Below are 4,136 nucleotides of genomic sequence, written 5' to 3' on the forward strand. Positions count from 1 at the left end.
GAGGGCGGTCATGGTGGGCTGGTAGTGCAGGGACGACGACTGCGACGGAGGCTGCTGGCCGGCGGCGGGTGGCTGGTCCTGCGGGTGCTGCTGCCGGCCGGGGGCGGGCGGATAGGGCTGTGGCCCGGGGGCGGGCGGCTGTGCGCCCTTCTCCAGTGATGGCTTGCTCTCCGGGGGCGCCCACGGGTCGTTGTTCGCTCCCGCGCCGCCGTCCGGCTGTGTCTGGTCCCCCATGTCCCGTCCCCGTCCCCGTCGGTCGACCGTCAGGCGGACCATGCTAGAGCGTTCCCCTGACCGTTCCGCCACAGAAGCGGCCGCGGGCACCACGGGTCCCGGCCGGCGCGACCAGCCGCGCGTTGCCCGGCCATCGCCACGGAGGACACCCACTTGTCCGAACCGGCACGATCAGCCGCCCGCCGGACACCATGAACGGCACCACCGGACCCGACCGGCGCCATAAGCCCCCGCCCCCGCCGCCGTCCGTGGTCCACCGTCATCACCGCCGGCCCCGGACCTACCCCCCGCCCCAACCAGCCCCACGCCCGTCCCCGCCCACCCCGGCCTACGATGATCCCGACTCATCGATCAGCCGATCACCCGCGTCCTGTACGGCACTGCCCGGGGCGCCGTTCCGGGGAGGAACCTTGTCCGACCACAGCGCCGTACCCGCCGCCGGTCAGGCCCGTGAGCTGCATGCCTTCATCGCCGGGCTGCCCAAGGCCGAGCTGCATGTCCATCACGTCGGCTCCGCCTCCCCGCGGATCGTCTCGGAGCTTGCCGCCCGGCACTCCGACTCCACGGTGCCCACCGACCCCGAGGCCCTGGTCGACTACTTCAGTTTCACGGACTTCGCGCACTTCATCGATGTCTATCTGTCCGTGGTCGACCTCATCCGGACGCCTGAAGACGTACGGCTGCTGACCTACGAAGTCGCCCGGGACATGGCCCGGCAGCAGGTGCGGTACGCCGAGCTGACCATCACGCCGTTCTCGTCGACGCGGCGCGGGATCGACGAACGGGCGTTCATGGACGCGATCGAGGACGCCCGCAAGGCGGCCGAGGCCGAGTTCGGGACCGTACTGCGGTGGTGCTTCGACATTCCCGGTGAGGCCGGGTTGGAGGCCGCCGAGGAGACCGTGCGGCTCGCCACCGACGACCGGCTGCGGCCCGAGGGACTGGTGTCGTTCGGGCTCGGCGGGCCGGAGGTCGGGGTGCCCCGGCCGCAGTTCAAGCCGTACTTCGACCGGGCCATCGCGGCCGGCCTGCGCTCCGTGCCGCACGCCGGTGAGACCACCGGACCCGAGACGGTGTGGGACGCCCTGAACGAGCTGCGCGCCGAGCGCATCGGACACGGCACCAGTTCCGCGCAGGACCCCAAGCTGCTCGCCCATCTCGCCGAGCACGGCATCGCGCTGGAGGTCTGCCCGACCTCCAACATCGCCACTCGCGCGGTCCGCACGCTCGACGAGCACCCGCTCAAGGAGTTCACCCGGGCGGGGGTACTGGTGACGATCAACTCCGACGACCCGCCGATGTTCGGCACCGACCTGAACAACGAGTACGCGGTCGCCGCCCGCCTCCTCGACCTCGACGAACGCGGTGTCGCCGACCTCGCGAAGAACGCCGTGGCGGCCTCCTTCCTCGACGCGGCCGGGAAGTCCCGCATCACCGACGAGATCGACACCTACACCTCGGCGTGGCTCGCGCCCTGACGGCCGGCGCTCCCGCGCCAACCAGCAGAATGGGCCCATGGAGAACGTGACCGCCGTGGGCCATCGCGGCGACCCCTACCGTGCCCGTGAGAACACCGTCGACTCGCTGCGTTCCGCGCTCGAACAGGGCGCGGACGTCGTCGAGTTCGACGTACGAGTGACCCGTGACGGCGTGCCCGTGCTGCTGCACGACGAGACGCTGCAACGGCTGTGGGAGGTGGACCGGCCGCTGAAGTCGCTGTCGGCGGACGAGGTGCGCGGACTCACGGACGGCGGGGTGCCGACGCTGGTGGAGGCGCTGGCCGCGACCGAGGGCAGCCGGGTGATGGTCGACCTGCCCGGCGCCGCCGACCCGCGGGCCGTGCGCCGGGTCGTGGACGTGATCCGCGAGTACGGGGCGGACGACCGGGCCTACTACTGCGCGGGCGCCGACACGATGCTCGCCGTGCGCGCGGCCGACGCCTCCGCGGAGATCGCCCTGACCTGGACCTCACTCGCGCCGCCGCGTCCCGCGGTGCTGGACGCGGTACGGCCGCGCTGGCTCAACTACCGCTTCACACTGGTGGACCGGGACCTCGTCGCCCGCGTCCACCGCGACGGCTACCTCCTGTCGGTCTGGACCCCGGACACCCGACGCTCGATGCGCAGGCTCCTCGACCTGGGCGTCGACTCCATCACCACCAACCGTGTCGGTGTCCTGTGCGGGCTCAGGAAGAACGGGTGAGGGCAGCGGCCGGGTCGCGCGGCCCCGCCGACTCCCCCGGCGGGGCGATGGATTGAGCGTCCACTCCCTCCCCCACCCACAACCGGATGAGCAGCGCGGCCGTCGCCTCCAGTAGCGCCGCGCCCTGGTCCAACTCCCCCGCCGTGAAGGGTTCGCAGCCCACGTCCCGCACCAACTGCCGTACGACCGCGAGGGCTTGCTCGTCGTCGCCGCTCAGGGGGACGCCCAGGGGGCGGCCGTCGAACACCGGGGGTGTCAGGCGCCAGACGTCCTCGTGGCAGAGGTTGAACGCCTTGACGACGTGGGCCTCGGGGCCCGCGGCGATGGCGAGTTGTTCGGCGGCGGAGGGGGCGCCCGCGGTGAGCAGGCGGAAGCCCGCGCCGACCGGGTTCGTGCAGTCGATCACCACGCGCCCGGCGAGGGGGAGTTGGCGGGCGACCTCGACTGCCGCCTGCCACGGCAGTGCCATCAGTACGGCGTCGGTGCCGAAGTCGGCGGCCTGGTGGAGGCTGCCGAACGCTCCGCCTCTTCGCCGCGCGAGTGCCGCCGCCCGCCCCAAGTCCCGTCCGCCGAACAGTACTTCGTGTCCGGACCGGAGCCACTGCGCGCCGAGCGCGTCCGCCATTCCGCCTGTACCGAGAATTCCTATCCGCATGGCACGACTGTAGGAAGCGGCTCGGGCACCATGTGGTGCGTGACCTCCGAACCCGTGTTTCTCGCCGACTGCCGGGCCCGGCTCGCCTTCGACCTGTTGGGCAACACCTGGAACTGCGTGGTGCTGTGGGCGCTGCGGCACGGTCCGCGGCGGCCGGGTGAGCTGCGTGGGCAGATCGGCGGGATCAGCCAGAAGGTGCTGACCGAGACGCTGCGGCGGCTGGAGTTCAACGGGCTGGTGGCGCGTCGGTCCTACGGTGGTTCGCCGCCGCGGGTGGAGTACGAACTCACCGCTCTGGGGCGGACGTTGCTCGAACCGATCGACGCGTTCGGGGCCTGGGCCTTCGAGCACGGGGACGAGGTCATGGCCGCGCAGGACGACCACATGCGGGGCGGTCAGACTCGGGAGGCCTGAGCCACCGTCGCGGGGTCGGCCGGGGTGGTGCGGGTGACGAACTGGGGTACCGGGGCGTTGTCCTTTCCGGTGTCGCGGGTCAGGCCGTAGCGGGTCGCGCCCTGGGCGGGGCCGGTGGTGATGTCCTGCTCCACGGCGTCCCAGGTGGTGGGGAAGACGTTCAGGCCGTAGTCGGCGCCGCGTTCGTTGACGGTGAGGGTGACGCTGCCGTCGACGTAGAAGTACTCGTTCTGCCACATCTGTTGGGTGCCGGTGGGCAGGACGTCGTAGCCGGTGGTCTTGCTGCCCATGCCGGTGGCGGTGGCGTCGGTGGTGCTGACCGGGTCGTCCATGCGGCGACCGCCGCCCGAGGCCACGTGGAAGAGCTTGCCCTTCAGAGCGGTCCAACTCGGCATGACCAGCGCGCCGGAGCGGTACTGCGGTGAGATCTGCCAGCGGACGAGGACGTAACCCTGGCCGCTGAGCGTGACGTTGTCCCCGCGGTGGTTCATGGTGGCGTGCGCGCCGCCGGTGCTGGCGAGGCCGGAGGCCGGGCGGTGCGGGAGCGCCGCGGGCGGGGTGTTGGTGTCCGGGGCCTGGTCCGCCGCGTCGACGACCGAGCCGTAGGGGGCAATGGTCGTCTTCGACGGGG

General features: G+C 72.0%; 3 protein-coding genes and 3 pseudogenes. 3 read left to right on the top strand and 3 right to left on the bottom strand.

What is annotated here, in order from left to right:
• A pseudogene (locus tag R6V09_RS47595) lies at nucleotides 1-234 on the bottom strand (hypothetical protein); the annotation flags it as partial.
• 350 nt (nucleotides 235-584) lie between these two features.
• Between R6V09_RS47595 and R6V09_RS47600 the strand changes: the two are divergent.
• A pseudogene (locus R6V09_RS47600) lies at nucleotides 585-1,712 on the top strand (adenosine deaminase).
• A 37-nt stretch (nucleotides 1,713-1,749) separates the two neighbouring features.
• A complete protein-coding gene (locus tag R6V09_RS47605) occupies nucleotides 1,750-2,436 on the top strand; it encodes a glycerophosphodiester phosphodiesterase (protein WP_317887688.1) in 687 nt (228 codons plus the stop codon).
• On the opposite strand, the gene R6V09_RS47610 is transcribed toward R6V09_RS47605, so the two are convergent.
• Nucleotides 2,420-3,091 carry an NADPH-dependent F420 reductase gene (locus tag R6V09_RS47610; RefSeq protein ID WP_317887689.1) on the bottom strand — a complete coding sequence of 224 codons (672 nt, stop codon included), beginning with the start codon at nucleotides 3,089-3,091 and terminating at the stop codon, nucleotides 2,420-2,422. The two genes, R6V09_RS47605 and R6V09_RS47610, sit on opposite strands and share 17 nt — an antisense overlap.
• 30 nt (nucleotides 3,092-3,121) lie before the next feature.
• Here R6V09_RS47610 and R6V09_RS47615 point away from each other — a divergent pair, with 30 nt between their 5' ends.
• Nucleotides 3,122-3,505, top strand: coding sequence for a winged helix-turn-helix transcriptional regulator (locus R6V09_RS47615; RefSeq protein ID WP_317887690.1), 384 nt, complete (start codon nucleotides 3,122-3,124; stop codon nucleotides 3,503-3,505).
• Here R6V09_RS47615 and R6V09_RS47620 read toward each other — a convergent pair.
• Nucleotides 3,487-4,136, bottom strand: a pseudogene (locus tag R6V09_RS47620) (sigma-70 family RNA polymerase sigma factor); the annotation flags it as partial. The gene R6V09_RS47615 and the pseudogene R6V09_RS47620 sit on opposite strands and share 19 nt — an antisense overlap.

The sequence above is a fragment of the Streptomyces sp. W16 genome (assembly GCF_033194735.1).
Classification (GTDB): domain Bacteria; phylum Actinomycetota; class Actinomycetes; order Streptomycetales; family Streptomycetaceae; genus Streptomyces.